This is a genomic window from Gilliamella sp. Nev6-6, assembly GCF_001690605.1.
Lineage (GTDB): Bacteria > Pseudomonadota > Gammaproteobacteria > Enterobacterales > Orbaceae > Gilliamella > Gilliamella apicola_C.
Genome location: NZ_LZHP01000090.1, coordinates 136831 through 152827, shown reverse-complemented (window position 1 = coordinate 152827; position 15997 = coordinate 136831). Strand labels below are relative to the sequence as shown.

Sequence of the window (15997 nt, the reverse complement as noted above, 5' to 3'; positions counted from 1 at the left end):
TATTAAATTTTACGCAAGTAACCTAAAACGCCAACAGCTTCTATTGTCCATATTCCATCTTTAAAAATTAAGGGAAAAGTTGCTCGACTGCTTGCTGTAGGTCCAGCATTTTGCTGAACAATTTCAATTTCGTTGTCCGTTACTTTACTTATAATGGCAACATGCCCATAGCTAGTCCAATTAAGAACCATAATATCGTCAACTTGTGGTTTTGTGGGCGAACCATTATGAAATTGTAATAAATTGCGTTGGCGATTAATTTTGCCATCGGCAATTGTTGGATCAAAAAAATCTTTTGCATGTCCATAGCTGTTTGGCATTTTGTGATTGAAGCGTTGATAATAATAGCGTTTGATAAATTCAACACATTGATATTTTAAACCTAAATTATAACCATCTTTAGCAATATTTCTTCCACTTACATTGTTGATACTGCCATTATAGTAGACATTTACGCCATTAAATTCATCAATAACGTTACCTATTTTTTGTTGATTAATTTCAATATTAGCAAAAACACAGGCACAAAGTGTATAGTAGCTTAATACAGATAATAGCCAAAGTAAGCACAGACTTTTTTTATATTTCAATAGCATTTTATTTCCATTATGTTAATTTTTTATTATTAAATATCGTTACTCATTTTATAAAAATAGATTATAAAATTTATTTTTATATGAAGAATTTAACTAAAATTAAGCTTAAAAGTATAGTATTTGTTGTTGAATGGTGTTTGTTTTTTGATAAGTTAGTTGATCAAAATAGGCGATGATATCTCGCAGTGATAATCTAAATTAGCATTTCATCATAAAAATAAATAGATTTGATTTAATAATAAAGGGAAGGAGGGGCATGATGATTAAAAAAGTTCAAATAAATGTTAGTGGTCGCGTGCAAGGAGTAGGGTTTCGTTTTTTTACTTATCAACAAGCCACAAAACAAGGTTTAGTTGGCTATGTTCAAAATTTAGATAACGGTGATGTTAAGATTATTGCTCAAGGTGATAACTTACAAATCGCAAAATTAATACAATGGATTGAAAGTGGCGGTCCTGCATCAGCAAGCATTTCACTTGTCAATATAGTTGAGTTAAAGCCACAAAACGATTTAACTTCTTTCAATGTGCGATATTAATTTAATAAAAAATAAAGTAAAATAAATAAAATTTTGGGCATTTGAAATAATAATTTCTTATTAATGTGATTAACATATGTTATGAATAAAAAAAATCTGATCTGTTTTTTACTTCTCGTCATTGTTATTGGTGTTTATTACAATTATCAAAAAGGAGATGAGGCAATAAGTCAATCAGCTAAAAATACATCAGATAAGCCGATTTATCAAAGTGATGACATGTTAACAGATATTTACGATTTATCTGGCGAACTTGTATATAAAATCGAATCAAGCAATGTTAGATATTTTGATGATGCCGGTAAAACAGCATTTGATTTGCCTAATTTGACTCTTTATGATCAAAATCATGTCGCTACATGGCATATAAAAGCGAAGAAAGCAGAGCTGACTAATGATAAACTTCTTTACCTTTATACTGATGTGCAGTTAGATAATTTGACACAAGAAGCCCAATTAAAACAAGTAAAAACAGATAATGCAGTGGTTGATTTAACTTCACAGATAGTGACATCAAAAGATCCTGTCATTATTAATGGAGTGGGGTTTTATTCAACAGGTGTTGGATTAGCTGGGGATTTACATGCAAAAACAGCTAATATACTTGAAAATGTAAAAACATATTATAATACTGAGGCAAAATAAAATATGAGTTCGCTAAAACAAATTGTTTTTTCATTAATTTTATTGCTACCTATCTCTTTAAGTAGTTTTGCAAATGAATCCATTACGCAATCAGAAAATTCAAAAATTTTTGCCGATAACAAACCTGTTGCGATTGATGCAGATAATCAGCAGATTGACATTGAAAATAATAAGATTACATTTATTGGTAACGTTGTTATTGTTCAAGATGGGTTAACGATAAAAGCTGATAAAGTTGTAATCACTGATATGCAAAACGCAGAAAAACAAAAAATCACGGCTTATGGTAATCCTGTAAGTTATAAGCAAATTTTACCGAAAAAAAATAAGATCGTAACAGGACAGTCAGCGCAAGTAATTTATAATGTAAAACAAAATAATATTGTGTTACAAGGTCATGCCGAATTATTTCAACAAGATAATCATATTGTTAGTGATCTGATTACTTATGATATTAAAAAACAGCAAATATTTGCTCAACCAGGTAAAAATAGACGGGTAAAAAGCACTATCATCCCAAGCCAAGTTAAAGAGATGAACAAATAAAATGTCAATTTTAAAAGCGGAAAATCTAGCTAAAGTATACAAAAAACGCCGTGTAGTTGAAGATGTGAGTTTAACCGTTAATTCTGGCGAAATCGTCGGGTTATTAGGACCAAATGGCGCAGGTAAAACCACCACTTTTTACATGGTGGTTGGTATTGTGACCTTAAATGCGGGTAAAATTTATCTTGATGATCATGATATCAGCATTTTACCTTTACACGAGCGTGCACAAAAAGGCATTGGCTATTTACCGCAAGAAGCCTCAATTTTTAGAAAATTGTCTGTAATTGATAACATTATGGCAATTTTAGAAACACGGAAAGATATTGATAAAAAAGAAAAAATAGACCGTGCTGAAGAATTACTTGAAGAGTTTCATATTACCCATATCCGTGACAGCATAGGACAATCGCTATCTGGAGGTGAAAGGCGCCGAGTTGAAATAGCAAGGGCATTAGCCGCTAATCCTAAATTTATTTTGCTTGATGAACCTTTTGCTGGAGTGGATCCGATTTCGGTAATAGATATTAAAAATATCATCAAGCATTTACGTGATCGTGGGCTGGGCGTTTTAATAACTGACCATAATGTTCGTGAAACATTAGATGTTTGTGAGCGAGCTTATATTGTTAGTAAAGGTCATTTAATTGGAGAAGGTACACCGAGTAGCATTTTAAGTAACGAAGATGTAAAACGTGTTTACTTAGGAAATGAGTTCAGATTATGAGCAAACCCAGTTTACAACTGAATGTCTCTCAACAATTATCTATGACGCCACAATTACAATTGGCGATCCGATTATTGCAGTTGTCAACTTTAGAATTACAGCAAGAAATTCAAACTGAACTTGAAAATAACCCATTACTGGAAATTGCCGATCAATATGATGAAATTAGCGTTAAACAAAATGATGAAATTGAACATATTGATACGCGTGAAGCCTTAGATAGCCAAGAAATTCCTGACAATATTCCACTTGATGCATCTTTAGATGATATTTATACCGCAGGGACCCCATCTGGTACTAATTCCGATTATCGCAATGATGAATTGCCTATTTATCAGGGCGAAACCCACGAAACGCTACATGATTATTTAGAGTGGCAACTTGAGCTAACTCCTTTTAGTGAAATTGATCGGGCGATTGCCGTTTCTCTTATTGAAGCTATAGATGAACGAGGCTATTTAACTGTTTCAACTGAAGAAATACTTGAAGAACAAGGTAATGATGAAATTGAATTAGCTGAAGTTGAAGCCGTATTAAAAAGAATATGGAATTTTGATCCCATTGGTGTTGGTGCAAGAACATTGCAGGAGTGTTTGTCTATTCAAACTCAACATTTAGTGTCACCACCACTTGTTAAATTAATTATTGATAATTATTTAGATTTATTAGCAAATCGTGATTATAGAACGTTAAAAAAAGTATTAAATGCTAACGATGAGCAGTTAAAAGAGGCCGTCGATTTTATACAACACTTACAGCCCTATCCCGGTGATTTTATTAATATGTCTGCGCCAGATTATGTGATACCTGATGTTTTAGTAAAAAAAGTGAATGGAAGCTGGGTTGTTGATTTGAATAATGACATAATGCCGACCCTACGCATAAATCAGCAATATGCGGCGATGGAAAAGACAGTAAGCGAAAGCGATAGCCAATATATCCGATCTCATTTGCAAAATGCGAATTGGTTTATTAAAAGTATTGAAAATCGCAATGAAACTTTACTTAAAGTAAGTCAATTTATTGTAGAACATCAGCGGGAGTTTTTCGAACTTGGCACAGAATATATGAGGCCAATGATTTTATCTGATGTTGCAACTGCAATTGAAATGCATGAGTCAACGGTTTCTCGAGTGACAACTCAAAAATATTTACAATGCCCGACGGGCATATTTGAATTAAAATTCTTTTTTTCTAGCCATGTAAACACACAGTCAGGCGGTGAAGCCTCGTCGACGGCTATTCGTGCTTTAATTAAAAAATATATATCAGCAGAAGATAGTAAAAAGCCACTGAGTGATAGCAAATTAGTTTCGTTACTTGAAGAACAAGGTATTATAATTGCCCGTCGAACCGTAGCAAAATACCGTGAAGCTTTATCAATTCCACCATCAAGCCAACGTAAACAGCTTTAAATTTAAAACTGTTTATGACAACGAATCTTTTTAAATGACTTTTTCAGTTTCAATAATCATCATATCCGTAGTAAAAGAACCATCTATTTGAAGTTCAAAATAATTTTTTGTATCGTCGGCTGCCGTTTCTTGGTAAATTCGTATTGCCTCAATTAACTGTTCAGGAGTACGCATTCGTTTAACCCATGTATCAAAAGAGAGTGTTAAACGATGACGGACAATCTTATTAATGACAAAACCAGCTTCAGTCAAAAAAGTTGACCATTCGCCAGGTGTATAATCACGAACGTGTGATGTGTCACGCAGGGATTCAACAGTTTGTAGCCAAATATCTAATACAGGGTGACCAGGTGAAACAACATCCATAATAATTAATTTACCGCCTGATTTAGTTATGCGATATATTTCTCGAATACTTTTACCAACATCATGCCAATGATGAGCTGAATAACGGCTGACAACAATATCAAATTGATTATCAGCAAAAGGTGGATATTCAGCATAACCTTGCTTAACGGTTATATTTTGTAAACTGCGCTCTTTTGCTGTTTGCGCGACAACCGATAACATTTCATTTGAAAGATCATAGGCTGTAACATGTTTAACATATTTTGCCGCAATAAAACTGACATGACCTGCGCCACATCCCATATCAAGTAGGTTTGCCTCGGAATGCGATATAAGTAGGTTAGATAAATATTCAAGATCAGCTCCTTGAGCATGTACTTTACTGGTTAAATAGGCATTAGCTTGTTCGCCAAACTGCTGTTTTACATTGTCATGATGTGTTGCCATTGTCGATTCTCATTATTGGGCGCAAACAAGCCCCCAAAAGTTAAAGTTAAGCTAAAAATGAAGGGATTTTCTGTTCAAAGTCGCTAATCGCATCTTCATGTTGCAAGGTTAAACCAATATTATCTAACCCATTTAGTAAACAGTGACGTTTAAAGGCATCGATTTTAAATGGATATTGCTTGTCGCCGGCAATAACTACTTCATTGACTAAATCAATGGTAAACTCAATGCCTTCATTGGCTTCGACAATTTTAAACAGCTCATCAACATCTTCTTCGGACAAATTAACCAATAATAACTGATTGTTAAATGAGTTATTATAAAAGATATCGGCAAAGCTTGAACCAATGATGGTTTTAAATCCATAATCAGCAAGTGCCCAAGGGGCATGTTCACGAGAAGAACCACATCCAAAATTTTCACGTGCTAATAAAATGCTGGCACCTTTATAGCGGGGTTTATTCAAGATAAATTCAGGATTAGGCTGCTCGCCAGCGTCATCTAAAAAGCGCCATTCATGAAAGGCATGTTTACCAAATCCAGTACGTGTTACTTTTTGTAAAAACTGCTTTGGAATGATTGCATCTGTATCAACATTAGCTGCGTCCAAAGGAACAACTAATCCGGTATGTTTTGTAAATTTAGCCATGACAAGTCTCCTTAAAACGGTTTGCGAATATCAGTAAAATGACCAGTAATAGCCGCGGCAGCTGCCATAGCAGGACTAACTAAATGTGTTCTGGCATCCCGCCCTTGGCGCCCTTCAAAATTACGATTACTAGTTGATGCGCAGCGATCCCCTGGTGCTAATTTATCGTCATTCATTGCAAGACACATAGAGCAACCTGGTAAGCGCCATTCAAATCCTGCATCAATAAAAATCTTATCTAATCCTTCGGCTTCAGCTTGTTCTTTCACTGGTCCTGAACCAGGTACAACTAATGCTTGTACACCTTCAGCGACTTTACGGCCTGTGGCAATTTGCGCAGCAGCTCGTAAATCTTCTATACGTGAGTTTGTACAAGAACCAATAAACACTTTATTGATTTTAATATCTGTCATTTTGGTGCCAGCGGTTAATCCCATATAAGCTAATGCACGCTCGGCAGAATGTTTTTCAATAGGATCAGCAAAATGATCAGGGTTCGGTACTGTTGCATCAATTGAAGTTACTTGACCTGGGTTAGTTCCCCAAGTGACTTGTGGTGCGATATCTTTGCCTTCTAACGTCACAACGGTATCAAAATGTGCACCTTCGTCGGTTTTTAGCGTTTCCCAATAAGCAACCGCTTTATTGAAGTCTTCACCTTTTGGTGAAAATTGACGATCTTTTAAGTACTCAAACGTGACTTCATCTGGTGCAATTATGCCAGCTTTAGCGCCCATTTCGATTGCCATATTGCATAATGTCATGCGGCCTTCCATTGATAATGCTTTAATCGCATCTCCACAAAATTCAACCACATGCCCAGTACCGCCAGCACTAGTGGTTTTGCCAATAATCGCTAATATAATATCTTTGGCAGTGATTCCTTCAGCTACTTGACCTTTGACCTCGATTTTCATGGTTTTAGCTCGACCTTGCTTTAAGGTTTGAGTGGCTAGGACATGCTCAACTTCAGAGGTGCCAATCCCAAATGCTAGTGCGCCAAATGCGCCATGTGTTGCGGTATGTGAATCACCACACACAATAGTCATACCGGGTAAAGTCATCCCTTGTTCAGGACCGACCACATGGACAATACCACGTAATGGACTTTGTAAATCATATAACGAAACACCAAACTCTTTGGCATTTTTTGCCAGTTCAGTTAATTGAATGCGGGCCATTTCGCTGCAAGCATTTAAATCATTACTTTTGGTTGAAGTATTATGATCCATGGTCGCAAAAGTTTTATGAGGCTGACGCACCTTACGATTCATTGCACGCAAACCATCAAATGCTTGTGGAGAGGTGACTTCATGCACTAAATGACGATCGATATATAAAATAGGCGTTTCATTTGGTACTTCATAAACGATGTGTGCATCATATAATTTTTGATACAGTGTTTTTGACATTGCATATTCCTTATTATTTTTACAACTTAACTGCGTTGGGTTTTAGACATAATTTTATGAATACTAAGCTTAATTAGCCGCATTTAAGAGGGATACAAGTAGTTGTTTATTCTGCCTACTTGGCTTATCCCTAAGTGATACAATAAATAACATCAATCTGATTAAATGAGCTTACAAATTATGTCTCCCATTTCGCCAGTTGAAATCGGTTGTTCTTTTTGGGCTAAATCAATAGTACGGTAGCCTTGCTCTAATGCTTTATTTACTGCAGTTTCGATAGCTGATGCAATATCATCACGTTTGAAACTGTAACGAACTAATAATGCCAATGACAAGATTTGTGCAGCTGGATTGGCTATGTTTTTACCCGCAATATCTGGCGCACTACCACCTGCTGGCTCATATAGTCCAAAACCTTGCTCGTTCAAGCTAGCCGACGGTAACATGCCCATTGAGCCGGTTATCATAGCGCATTCATCAGACAAGATATCACCAAATAAATTTGAACATAAAATTACGTCAAATTGTGAAGGATCTTTAACTAATTGCATCGTAGCATTATCGATATACATATGCTCAAGTGTAACATCGGGATAGCTTTTAGCTACTTCGCTAACCACTTCGCGCCATAAAATTGAGGTTTGTAGTACATTAGCTTTATCAATTGACGTTACTTTTTTTCGGCGTAAACGTGCGGCTTCAAAGCCCATTTTAGCGATGCGTTCGATTTCAAAACGGTGATACACTTCAGTATCAAAAGCCTTTTCTTGAGCACCGTTACCTTCGCGACCTTTTGGCAAACCAAAATAGATACCGCCAGTTAATTCGCGCATGCATAAAATATCAAAACCACGCTGGGCAATATTAGCCCGTAATGGGCAAAGATCTTCTAAACCTTGATATAGACGAGCAGGGCGCATATTAGCAAATAATTTGAAATGTTTGCGTAGTGGTAATAACGCACCGCGTTCAGGTTGTTGGTCTGGTGGTAAGTTAGTCCATTTAGGCCCGCCAACAGATCCAAATAAAATCGCATCAGCTTTTTCGCATCCTTCTAGTGTTTCTTTCGGTAATGGACAGCCATGAATATCAATTGCTGCACCACCAACATCATATTCACTGGTCGTAATGGAAAGTTGATATTTTTTGCGGATAACTTCAAGCACTTTATAAGCTTGTTTCATTACTTCTGGACCAATACCATCACCAGGAAGCACTGCAATATGGTAGTTTTGTGACATATTTTATTCCTTTATAATCTCATTTAATCTGATTATTTTGTTCAACAATTAACAAAATAATATAATATTAGTCATGGTGTAATTTTTGTTTTTCTTGTGCAACTTGATTTGCTCTATACACATTATTTAATACATTAATTAATGCGAGCGCTGATGAGTGAACAATATCGGTTGCAAGCCCAACACCATGGAATTTACGCCCTTTATAATCAGCAACAATATCCACTTGTCCTAAGGCATTTTCGCCTTGTCCTTTAGACGCTAATTGATATTTGACTATTGAAATAGGTTCACCAGTAATGCGATTTATGGCTTGGTAAACAGCATCAACAGGCCCATTACCCGTTGCTGCATCGGAAAATTTGTTATCTCCAATGATCAAACTAACCGATGCTGTAGATACAACAGTTGATCCAGATTGAACATTGAAGTAATCCAAAACATAATGTTCTTTTTCATCTTTTAGTTGATTGATAAATATTAATGCTTCTAGATCATAATCAAAAACTTGACCTTTTTTATCAGCAAGTTCTAAAAATGCTTCATAGAGTTGATCTAAATTATAATCTTTATCGTGATAACCTAATTCTTCAAGGCGATGTTTAACCGCTGCCCGCCCTGATCGAGATGTTAAATTTAATTGAATTTGATTTAACCCGATTGATTCAGGTGTCATAATTTCGTACGTTTCTCGATTTTTTAGCACACCATCTTGGTGGATCCCTGAGGAGTGGGCAAAAGCATTACTACCAATAACAGCTTTGTTAGCTGGGATTGGTGTATTGGTTATTTGGCTCACTATTTGGCTGGTACGATAAATCTCTTGATAATTAATATTGGTATGAACATTTAATATATTTTGACGGATTTTAATGGCCATGATGACTTCTTCAAGTGCGGTGTTACCCGCACGTTCGCCTAAGCCATTCATCGCCCCTTCAATCTGCCTAGCACCTTCTTGAATCGCGCTAATCGAGTTAGCCACCGACATGCCCAAGTCATCATGGCAATGAACAGAGATAATCGCCTGATCAATGTTTGGGACACGTTCAAATAAGGTATGAATAATGCCACCAAATTGATAAGGGACAGTATAACCGACAGTGTCTGGAATATTGATCGTTTTTGCCCCCGCTTTAATTGCTGCTTCAACGATCCTACATAAGTTATCAATTGGGGTACGGCCTGCATCTTCACAAGAAAACTCCACATCATTAGTATAATTACGTGCACGCTTAATACAGTGCACTGCTCGTTCAATGACATCATCAAATGTCATTTTTAATTTATCTTTGACGTGTAAAGTTGATGTTGCCATAAAGGTATGAATACGAAACTCATCAGCAACCTTTAATGCTTCTGCTGCAACATCAATATCTTTATCGACACATCGAGATAAAGCACAAACTCGGCTATCTTTTATTGTTTTAGCAATCGTCTGTACTGATTCAAAATCACCTGGTGATGAAATGGGAAAACCAACTTCCATTACATCAACTCGCATTCTTTCTAACGCTAGCGCAATTTGTAGTTTTTCTTTAACACTCAAACTTGCTTGTAATGCTTGTTCACCATCACGTAGTGTGGTATCAAAAATAATGACATGATCGCTCATTGTTTTTCCTTTTATATATTTTAGCGCTATCTCGGTATTTCAAGTTAAAAAACAAAAAACCCGCACTTTAGCGCGGGTTCTTGTTAATCTGTCGAGTTGTTTAATAAACTATCTTTTTTACTCCACACACAAGCCATCCGCGCAAAATGATGCGAGAAGAAGGCTTAGGAGGAGAGAGTATAATTTAATCAACACATGAATTCCTAAATTTAACTACTTAAAAAGTGAATTGATTATATTTTTACCAAATGATATAAGTTGTGTCAATGATTATTTAAAATAAGGCGTGTTATCAAACGGAATAGAAAAAGGCTTAACAACTACAATCAATTTATCTATTGCATAAATAAGTTGAGCAATTTATGGCTAAGCTTATAATAATGCTATCTTTCTTTTATTGAGGATGAATATTATGAATATAGTTGATATTTCTCAAAAACGTTACACTACCAAACACTATGATCAAACTAAAAAAATTCCAATTGAACAATTTGACCAATTATTAACCGTTTTAAGAAACAGCCCATCATCGGTTAATTCACAGCCATGGCATTTTTATGTTATTGATAACGATGCAGCCAAGAACAAAATCTTACCTGCTATTGCTGAATTTAATAAGCCAAGAATAACAGGCGCCTCCCATACTATTGTTTTTTGTATTAAAACGCCATTAGATGCCGCCCATTTGGTCAATTTGTTGAATCAAGAAGATAAAGATGGTCGATATCCATCGGCGGATCTTAAACAAGCACAAGATCAAGGTCGTCGGCACTTTGTAACACTCAATAGCGCGACCATTGAATCACAACAATGTTGGGAAAGTAAACAAGTCTATCTTGCCTTAGGGCAATTACTTTTTGCCGCAGCGGCAATTGGTGTGGATACAACAGCTATTGAAGGGTATGATGCTACTAAAATGGATGAAATTTTAGAGCTTAAAAGTAAAGGGCTTAAAAGTGTCGTGGTAGCAACATTAGGTTATCGAGCCGAAAATGACGGAAATGCTCACCGGCCAAAATCACGCCTACCCAAAGAGCAACTTTTTACTTTTTTGTAAGATAATAAAATAACAAGTTGTACCCTCCGCTTAAAGCTGTAATGAGGGTGGAGGTTCTTTTGCGATTTCTTTGTTTTTATTCTACTTAAATAGAATTAATATACCTGTGATATAAAAATTGTTATTATTTTTAGCTTCTTTATAAATCTTAACAAAAAAAATTATTTTTTGCTTTAAATTATCACTATATTTTGATTATACTTAATCTCCTATATCATATAAATAGTTATAGATTAATTTGGTTTTTTAAAAAGTTTTTTAAATCTGCTATTGAATTTAGTTAAACTACTACGTTTAAAGCACGTTTAAAGCATCAAACAAAGTCAAATAATTTAGTCAGCGAAGAAAAATAATGAAAATAGCTCAACTAGCCTTACAAACAACACTACCACAATTGCAAAAAAAGCGTTATGCGTTACAAGCAATTGCTACATTGTTAGGGATAACGATATCAGATAATGTCATTGCACTAACCGCAACCACAACAAAAGAGATTCAGGGCAACAAGCCTTATTTGCACTTTAAGGCAAATCAGGATAACCAAGTTGGCAATAAGCTGAACAGCTTAAATGAGCTACTTGGCTTGAAGATACCAAGTGAAACAAATAATGGTGAATTAAAACAAATTGGTATTATGGATTCAATCTCGTACGGTGGAAAACCGTTAAGAGTTCCAGAGGGTACAAAATTATCAGATATTATTGCTCTGGTTGCCGCGGACAGCAAAGTACATGACATCGCTACATTACTACAAGTAGTAGACGATGATGGTGATGCCTCTATAGCTGAGAACGCAACTGTTCTTGGTTCGTTAAAGGCAACTTGGAAAGATGGCTATGAAGAAGTTGTGAGCGATTTAAATCAGGAATTAACACAATGCGGAGGGCCTTATACCTTAGAATTAAGTATAAAAGATGTCGCTGCAACCACCAAATATGGTATTCCCAATACTAATGATTATGGTAGCAAACCTCAAATTGCTTACCAAGTTATGCTTTTAGGTGGTCCAAAATTATGCTACGCTCAACCAGAGCGTATTGATGTTTATTTAGAGGCTAGAGATGTAACTAAATATCCTAAAGGTTATAACTCTGCAATCTGGAATGGTGCTGGTTATAATGAGGCTAATCGATCTCGTGTAGGATTTATAGCCGAGTCATTTCGACCTATTACTGGTTTCGAAGGGGTTAAGTTTAACTTAATCGGTTCAGGGGGTAATCAGTCAAAATACCGTTGTATACTTGATGAGAGCAATATCACTAATTGGGTAACTTTGTCAGGAAACGGAAATAAAGCATTGGGTGCAGGTTGTAATATTACTTATAATAGTCGTCTTAAACCGAAGACCCCATTATCCATTAATATGGAGTACACAGAAGATAATGGTAATAGTTGGATAAATATTGGTAAAGTGACTCTTCCGATACCTGAGAAATGGGCAATTCTTGTTGATCATAATAATTCTAGTGAAAGTAAAGGTTTTATTCAAAAGGATAAGTACCCGGCGTTTGATGAATGTCGTAAAATTATTGATGGTCATGCAATACCAGCAACAACACGAGATCAAGTTAATGATTTTTCTGACGCAGGAAAAGCTTGGCGGCAAAAATATCTGTATAGAAGGAATGAATTAATTAATTCGCTTGATGCTGATTTACCAGAAGGTACTGCTACACTTCCTACACAAGGGATATATAGACCTTCCCGTGATTTAGGTACATTTCTAGGAGAATGGGGAGCCGCCTCGATATATAGTCAAGGCGGCGGGGATTTTATATGGACATCTGAAATGTACCGAGCCGATAAGCCTTTTTCTATTAATGGATGGGCTCTAAGAGGTCAGATTTATGGTGATGAGTATGACCTCGGTTCTGCTCAGTCCTCTCAAACATTCTGTCGAGGCGAGAATATCCCCTAGAAAATTAATACTAGAATAGTTATTTGTTTAGGTTATATTATTGGGTTATTTATTTTATAACCCTATTATTTGATAGCTTTTCTGCTGATGGTGAGCATTACCTCTAGTTGGAGAATGCTCATGGTGTCTTGGTATCTAAAATATATTTATCAATTATAACTTATTATCTTGAAAGTGAAGTGTTATGTGTTTGGAACCATATTGATATTTTAATGGCATGCTTTCAAGCGACTGCATTATTAGTAACTATAATAAAATAGTAACTACAACAAAAACGATCCACGGCAACGCTTCTTACTTAACTTTTGATGAGGGAAAATTATAGCTAACTCGACTGATGCGCTATTAAATATTAAATTGTCAGATGATAGGTAATATATAGTATTGGTAATAATTTTTCATCGGAAGATAACCCCACTGGCTCCTGTTGTAGGTCAAAAAGTAAAAGAGATAGAGAAATTTATTTCCCCAATAAATTCTATGATTCCATTAAAGGATTTAATTTCAATCAACAGATTTTGGCAAGAAGATGATGGAGATAACTCAATCTCTGTAACAAGTGATCTTACCTTGGACGTATAAAATATTGATGGAAAACAGTTAATGTAAGTACAGAATCAGATCTCTGTTATGTATCTTATAAAATCATCTTAACCAGTGATAATGGCATTTTATCTATTTAAGATGGAGAGCCTAGAGCAATTGGTTTTTTTAGGTGGCAGCGGTGCTTACTATCTAACAGCCAAAGCTGTTGTTTCTTAGGCATGTTTTGCTCAACCAACCAAATAGTGATTTTGTCTGTGATGATATCTCTTTTGACAACTGGAGTACCAAGCCTTATTGGGCTAGTGTACAAAATTACACTGTTTTTTCAAAACAAGATAATGTTAATACTATTATTTTGCGCATAAAGAGAGCTGTGTGGTGTTTGTGCATTAATTCGTCATTCTTTATGGTGTTGATAATTTAAACGGTTATTATTTGTAATTTATTGATGTATAAGCAATTAGTCAGATTATTACAAATAAGCCTAGACCCAAGAAGTAGAATCGTTACAATATACGCTATCAGTTATGTAGTAGACATTTAGTTTACCATCTTTTAACAAAATAAACGGACGATATTTTATGGCGCAATATGTTTATACCATGAATCGAGTAGGGAAGATTGTTCCCCCTAAACGCTATATTTTAAAAGATATTTCTTTAAGTTTTTTCCCAGGAGCTAAAATTGGGGTGCTGGGTTTAAATGGGGCAGGTAAATCAACATTATTACGCATTATGGCGGGTGTTGATACTGAAATTGAAGGCGAAGCCCGACCACAACCTGATATTAAGATTGGCTATTTACCGCAAGAGCCTAAGCTTGATCCTAAGCAAACCGTGCGCGAAGCGGTTGAGCAAGCCGTTGGTGATGCTAAAAAAGCACTTGCTCGACTAGATGAGGTATACGCCGCTTATGCTGATCCTGATGCCGATTTTGATAAATTAGCCAAAGAGCAAGCGGAGCTTGAAGCAATTATCCAAGCGCAAGATGCCCATAACCTTGATAATCAATTAGAGCGGGCAGCCGATGCATTACGCTTACCTGCTTGGGATGCCAAAATTGAAACATTATCTGGTGGTGAACGCCGTCGAGTGGCAATTTGTCAGTTGTTACTTGAAAGACCTGATATGTTATTAATTGACGAACCAACCAACCATTTAGATGCTGAATCGGTTGCATGGCTAGAGCGATTTTTACATGATTACGAAGGTACTGTTGTGGCCGTTACTCATGACCGTTACTTTTTAGATAATGTGGCAGGTTGGATTTTAGAACTTGACCGTGGTGAGGGTATTCCATGGGAAGGTAACTACTCATCTTGGCTTGAACAGAAAGATCAGCGTTTAGCACAAGAAGCCTCAACGGAATCGGCTCGCCGAAAATCGATTGAAAAAGAGCTTGAGTGGGTTAGACAAAATCCAAAAGGCCGTCAAGCCAAAAGTAAAGCTCGTTTAGCAAGGTTTGAAGAACTTAATAGCAACGATTACCAAAAACGTAATGAAACGAATGAATTGTTTATTCCACCTGGGCAACGTTTAGGGGATAAAGTGATCGAGGTTAATAATTTAACTAAATCTTATGGCGATCGGGTACTGATTGATAATCTGTCTTTTAGCATTCCCAAGGGGGCAATTGTTGGTATTATAGGTCCAAATGGAGCTGGGAAATCAACACTATTTAGGATGCTATCAGGTAAAGAACAACCTGATTCAGGAACCATTACTTTAGGTGAAACCGTGCAGTTAGCTTCGGTTGATCAGTTCCGCGATAATATGGATGATAAAAAAACGGTTTGGGATGAAATCTCAAACGGTCAAGATATTATGCGTATCGGCAATTTTGAAATTCCTAGTCGGGCTTATGTTGGTCGTTTTAACTTTAAGGGGGTAGATCAGCAAAAACGTGTTGGTGAACTTTCAGGTGGTGAAAGAGGGCGCGTACATTTAGCCAAATTATTGCAAGTGGGTGGCAATGTTTTGCTGCTTGATGAGCCGACCAATGATTTAGATGTTGAAACATTGCGTGCACTTGAAAATGCTCTGTTAGAATTTCCGGGGTGTGCATTAGTTATTTCACACGATCGCTGGTTCCTTGATCGCATTGCGACTCACATTTTGGATTATCAGGACGAAGGACATGTTGAATTCTTTGAAGGTAATTTTACTGAATACGAAGAATGGAAAAAACGTACACTCGGCGCTGAGGCATTAGAGCCTAAACGTGCTAAATATAAGCGAATCACTAAATAGGTTTAATTTTCATTTCATTCCGCCAATGTCTGTTGGCGGAATAGCGTT

The 15997-nt window shown here is 36.2% G+C and carries 14 protein-coding genes; 8 read left to right on the top strand and 6 right to left on the bottom strand.

Translation table 11 applies throughout. The features are described 5' to 3' along the window. Positions 1-2: 2 nt before the first annotated feature. Complete coding sequence (locus A9G42_RS11145; protein ID WP_065589006.1) at positions 3-596, bottom strand: CHAP domain-containing protein; 594 nt, start codon at positions 594-596, stop codon at positions 3-5. 259 nt (positions 597-855) lie between these two features. Between A9G42_RS11145 and yccX the strand changes: the two genes are divergently transcribed. The 5 genes from yccX to A9G42_RS11120 all read left to right on the top strand — a co-directional run bounded on the left by yccX (position 856) and on the right by A9G42_RS11120 (position 4467). Next, complete coding sequence (gene yccX / locus A9G42_RS11140) at positions 856-1134, top strand: acylphosphatase (protein ID WP_218837808.1); 279 nt, start codon at positions 856-858, stop codon at positions 1132-1134. A gap of 81 nt (positions 1135-1215) precedes the next feature. Further along, entirely contained in the window at positions 1216-1779 is a 564-nt protein-coding gene (gene lptC, locus A9G42_RS11135; RefSeq protein ID WP_065567757.1) for an LPS export ABC transporter periplasmic protein LptC, read from the top strand. 3 nt (positions 1780-1782) lie between these two features. Continuing rightward, positions 1783-2325, top strand: coding sequence for a lipopolysaccharide transport periplasmic protein LptA (gene lptA, locus A9G42_RS11130; RefSeq protein WP_082212145.1), 543 nt, complete (start codon positions 1783-1785; stop codon positions 2323-2325). Position 2326: 1 nt separating this feature from the next. After that, positions 2327-3052, top strand: coding sequence for an LPS export ABC transporter ATP-binding protein (lptB, locus tag A9G42_RS11125; protein ID WP_065653448.1), 726 nt, complete (start codon positions 2327-2329; stop codon positions 3050-3052). Further along, a complete protein-coding gene (locus tag A9G42_RS11120; protein WP_065653447.1) occupies positions 3049-4467 on the top strand; it encodes an RNA polymerase factor sigma-54 in 1419 nt (472 codons plus the stop codon). The genes lptB and A9G42_RS11120 overlap by 4 nt, the downstream gene beginning before the upstream one ends. A 30-nt stretch (positions 4468-4497) precedes the next feature. Here the strand turns inward: A9G42_RS11120 and A9G42_RS11115 are convergent, their stop codons facing one another. The 5 genes from A9G42_RS11115 to leuA all read right to left on the bottom strand — a co-directional run bounded on the left by A9G42_RS11115 (position 4498) and on the right by leuA (position 10179). Next, positions 4498-5262 (bottom strand): class I SAM-dependent methyltransferase, encoded by a 765-nt coding sequence (locus A9G42_RS11115; RefSeq protein WP_065653446.1) that lies wholly within the window; start codon positions 5260-5262, stop codon positions 4498-4500. Positions 5263-5308: 46 nt separating this feature from the next. After that, the gene (gene leuD / locus A9G42_RS11110; RefSeq protein WP_065653445.1) at positions 5309-5911 is read right to left on the bottom strand and encodes a 3-isopropylmalate dehydratase small subunit; all 603 of its coding nucleotides are present in this window, start codon (positions 5909-5911) and stop codon (positions 5309-5311) included. 11 nt (positions 5912-5922) lie between these two features. Beyond that, complete coding sequence (gene leuC / locus A9G42_RS11105; protein ID WP_065588146.1) at positions 5923-7323, bottom strand: 3-isopropylmalate dehydratase large subunit; 1401 nt, start codon at positions 7321-7323, stop codon at positions 5923-5925. Positions 7324-7484: 161 nt separating this feature from the next. Continuing rightward, entirely contained in the window at positions 7485-8564 is a 1080-nt protein-coding gene (leuB, locus tag A9G42_RS11100) for a 3-isopropylmalate dehydrogenase (protein WP_065588147.1), read from the bottom strand. Between the two features lie 67 nt (positions 8565-8631). After that, entirely contained in the window at positions 8632-10179 is a 1548-nt protein-coding gene (gene leuA / locus A9G42_RS11095) for a 2-isopropylmalate synthase (RefSeq protein WP_065588148.1), read from the bottom strand. A gap of 412 nt (positions 10180-10591) precedes the next feature. Between leuA and nfsB the strand changes: the two genes are divergently transcribed. The 3 genes from nfsB to ettA all read left to right on the top strand — a co-directional run bounded on the left by nfsB (position 10592) and on the right by ettA (position 15949). After that, the gene (gene nfsB, locus A9G42_RS11090; protein ID WP_065588149.1) at positions 10592-11236 is read left to right on the top strand and encodes an oxygen-insensitive NAD(P)H nitroreductase; all 645 of its coding nucleotides are present in this window, start codon (positions 10592-10594) and stop codon (positions 11234-11236) included. Positions 11237-11588: 352 nt separating this feature from the next. Continuing rightward, complete coding sequence (locus A9G42_RS11085) at positions 11589-13154, top strand: hypothetical protein (RefSeq protein WP_065653444.1); 1566 nt, start codon at positions 11589-11591, stop codon at positions 13152-13154. A 1127-nt stretch (positions 13155-14281) separates the two neighbouring features. Continuing rightward, positions 14282-15949 (top strand): energy-dependent translational throttle protein EttA, encoded by a 1668-nt coding sequence (gene ettA / locus A9G42_RS11075; protein WP_065567746.1) that lies wholly within the window; start codon positions 14282-14284, stop codon positions 15947-15949. The last annotated feature ends 48 nt before the right edge of the window (positions 15950-15997 follow it).

Coding starts and splice junctions, on each gene's coding strand:
- lptA (WP_082212145.1), top strand. CDS start 1,783: ATGAGTTCGCTAAAACAAATTGTTTTTTCATTAATTTTATTGCTACCT.
- ettA (WP_065567746.1), top strand. CDS start 14,282: ATGGCGCAATATGTTTATACCATGAATCGAGTAGGGAAGATTGTTCCC.
- nfsB (WP_065588149.1), top strand. CDS start 10,592: ATGAATATAGTTGATATTTCTCAAAAACGTTACACTACCAAACACTAT.
- A9G42_RS11115 (WP_065653446.1), bottom strand. CDS start 5,262: ATGGCAACACATCATGACAATGTAAAACAGCAGTTTGGCGAACAAGCT.
- leuD (WP_065653445.1), bottom strand. CDS start 5,911: ATGGCTAAATTTACAAAACATACCGGATTAGTTGTTCCTTTGGACGCA.
- lptB (WP_065653448.1), top strand. CDS start 2,327: ATGTCAATTTTAAAAGCGGAAAATCTAGCTAAAGTATACAAAAAACGC.
- A9G42_RS11120 (WP_065653447.1), top strand. CDS start 3,049: ATGAGCAAACCCAGTTTACAACTGAATGTCTCTCAACAATTATCTATG.
- A9G42_RS11085 (WP_065653444.1), top strand. CDS start 11,589: ATGAAAATAGCTCAACTAGCCTTACAAACAACACTACCACAATTGCAA.
- yccX (WP_218837808.1), top strand. CDS start 856: ATGATTAAAAAAGTTCAAATAAATGTTAGTGGTCGCGTGCAAGGAGTA.
- leuC (WP_065588146.1), bottom strand. CDS start 7,323: ATGTCAAAAACACTGTATCAAAAATTATATGATGCACACATCGTTTAT.
- lptC (WP_065567757.1), top strand. CDS start 1,216: ATGAATAAAAAAAATCTGATCTGTTTTTTACTTCTCGTCATTGTTATT.
- A9G42_RS11145 (WP_065589006.1), bottom strand. CDS start 596: ATGCTATTGAAATATAAAAAAAGTCTGTGCTTACTTTGGCTATTATCT.
- leuB (WP_065588147.1), bottom strand. CDS start 8,564: ATGTCACAAAACTACCATATTGCAGTGCTTCCTGGTGATGGTATTGGT.
- leuA (WP_065588148.1), bottom strand. CDS start 10,179: ATGAGCGATCATGTCATTATTTTTGATACCACACTACGTGATGGTGAA.